Annotated in this window: 2 protein-coding genes and 1 pseudogene; 1 reads left to right on the plus strand and 2 read right to left on the minus strand. The window is 67.9% G+C overall.

All coding sequences use genetic code 11. The features are described 5' to 3' along the window. The coding region (locus tag ACFWUY_RS41230) for a helix-turn-helix domain-containing protein (protein WP_384122057.1) at positions 1 to 606 on the minus strand (606 nt) is incomplete at its 3' end. 322 nt (positions 607 to 928) lie between these two features. Between ACFWUY_RS41230 and ACFWUY_RS41235 the strand changes: the two genes are divergently transcribed. Beyond that, positions 929 to 1,945 carry a DUF2599 domain-containing protein gene (locus tag ACFWUY_RS41235; protein ID WP_384122060.1) on the plus strand — a complete coding sequence of 339 codons (1,017 nt, stop codon included), beginning with the start codon at positions 929 to 931 and terminating at the stop codon, positions 1,943 to 1,945. 485 nt (positions 1,946 to 2,430) lie between these two features. Here the strand turns inward: ACFWUY_RS41235 and ACFWUY_RS41240 are convergent. Further along, positions 2,431 to 2,591, minus strand: a pseudogene (locus ACFWUY_RS41240) (IS5/IS1182 family transposase); the annotation flags it as partial.

The following is a 2,591-nucleotide window of genomic DNA, read 5'->3' on the forward strand; positions in this document are numbered from 1 at the left end:
GCCGGTGCAGTACGCCAGCACCTTGCCCTCGTCGTCGACGTCGACGACCGCCAGCGGTCCGTTGGCGAACCGCGGATCGGCGCCGCCCGCCGGGGGGCCGGCCGGAGCCGCCTTCTTCGCACCCGGGCGGCGCGACGTCGACGACGCCCTGGTGGTGCTCGCCGGATGGGGCTCGGGGGCCGGAGCAGGGGTGGCGGAAATCTGGGGGTGCTCGGGTGCCGTTGCGGCCACAGCCTCGGTCGGTTTCTGCGCGGACACTTCGGCTGGGGCGGGCGAGTCGGTGAACGTCTCCGGGACCGGGGCGATCTCGGCAGGCGCCGGGGCGGGCTCGGTCGTCGCAGGATCGGCCAAGCTGGGGCCGCCGGCGGCGGGGTAGAGCTTGGCGAGCCCGTCCAGGAGCCGGGCGTACGCGCCACGTTCAGGCGGGCGCGGTTCGGTCTTGCCGAACTCCCAGCTCGTGACCGTGGCCCGGCGCACCTTCAGCGCGGCCACGACCTCGTCGACCGTCAGGGCATGGGCCTGCCGCAGACGCCTGCGTTCCTCGGGCGGCGGCAGGACGGCGCGGGACGCGAGCAGCGCGTCGACCGCGTCGAACAACTCAGACATGAGAACACCTCCTGGCCCAGCCCGTTGCACAAACCGCACGTCTTGCGTACGTTCTGCGCACTTTTCGCGTACGCAGAGCGTTCAGTGATGCTTTTGGGGTGACGGTGCTCCTGCCGCTCGTGTCTGTTCCCGCTGAGCCTTGGCCGTTCCTATTGATCTTTGACCGGCTCCACCACTGGTCAAAGATGTGCGGCTGGTGAAGCTCCGTTGAGACGTTGGTCAAGGTTCAGCGAGAGCTCAGTTGCTTAGTTGGGAAAGGGTAGATAGCCGCGACAGATCCTTCGCACAGACGAAGTGGAGGCACGACTTGACGAGGCACACTGTGACAGCGGCCTGGAGGCGCGGGGTCCGCAGTGCGTTAGCCATCGCCGTCACCACCGCGGGACTTCTCCTCGGCATACAGGCTGTACCGGCTGCTGCCCAGCCGTACTGCGGTCATGATGTCGGAGGCGCCATTCTCACCAAGTACGAGGAGCTGGGCGGCCCTGCCTCTCAGCTCGGCTGTCCGACCAGTGGGGAGATCCCGACACCGGACGGCGTGGGCCGGCGCCAGGTGTTCCAGGGCGGCAGCATCTACTGGACTCCATCTACCAACGCCCATGCAGTCTGGGGCGGTATCGGCGACAAGTGGGGGCAACACGGCTGGGAGTCCGGATTCCTCGGCTACCCGGTCAGCGACGAGCTCGCCAACCCCGACGGCAGCGGCAGGCGTCAGCAGTTCCAGGGCGGCACCATCTACTGGCATCCCACCCTCTCCAACGGCGCGCACGCCGTACGCGGCCCTATCGGCGGTCTCTGGGGCCACGTCGGCTGGGAAGCCGGGGCCTTCGGCTACCCCACCAGTGACGAGCGGTGGGACGATGAACTGAACCAGATGTACCAGACTTTCTCGGGCAAGCCCGGCGCTAAGATCTGGCACACCACGGACTCCGCCCCGGACGTGTACGGCTGTCCCGAACACGGAACCTGCGTCGGCTACCGTGCGGACTCAAGCCCTGCCGACAGCTGGCTCAAGACCGTAGGCGTCATCATCGATCAGAGCTCCGGCCTCCTGACCACTCGCGCCTTCCCCACGGACTCCGGGTTCGACAACGCCGACCGCGACTACGACGAACTGTGGCGCCAGATCTGGAACACCGTCCCCTACCCGGACACCCGCCTCACCGACTCGGAAGGTTCTTCGCTCTACAAGCAGGCCGCCTGCCATGCCCGCTACGCCTACCTCGGTGGTGCACTCGGCGGACCGAGCTGGGACCTCGAGACCGAGCACCCCGATGTCTCCTGGGACTACGCCATGAACCCGGTCTTCGTGATCGATCACGAGTGCAACTGGGATTGACCGGCCTGCCCGGCAGCCCCAACGAGGAGCCGGGGGACTCCTTGTGGGGGTGTCGAGCGGGACGCCTATGAGGCGCTCGGTGATCCCCGCGGCCCGGGCCCGGTGCCACACGCCCGGCCGGACCAGCGGCCCGCGCAGGACGTCGGCTGCCTGGTGCAGCCCGGAGTCGCTCCTCGGCGCTGTCGCTGGGCAAGGTGTCCGGCGGTCCTTGTTCAGGCGCGTGCATCCAGGCCGCCGATGTCCGGTCTCAGTGATGTGGAAGAGGACACGGACCGCAGTGTCGTCACGGCGACCGGGGTCGGTGCCGCTTGGATCTTCTGCCGGCCGAACGGGTGACGCGTCCGCCGACCAGCCCGGCGGAAAGCCGTTTTTGGGGAGCAGCCCTGCGGATCCGGCCGCTCCAGCGGCGCTACACGACCGCCGTGCACGACAGGCAGGGACCGCAATGACGCAAAACATTCGGATAAGACCGACCGGCAAATGGATCACTTGAGGCGTCGGGTGGTGGGCCGGTTGTCCCAGCGGTACCGGTTCGCCGATCGTCTGATGATCATACGGAGCGTGACCAGGGTGGCGGCGAGGTAGAGGTAGAAGTCCACGACCTGGCCGTTCTTCTCGGTGCAGCGCCGGAGTTTGCCATAGTCGT

The organism is Streptomyces sp. NPDC058664, from assembly GCF_042716635.1.
Taxonomy (GTDB): domain Bacteria; phylum Actinomycetota; class Actinomycetes; order Streptomycetales; family Streptomycetaceae; genus Streptomyces.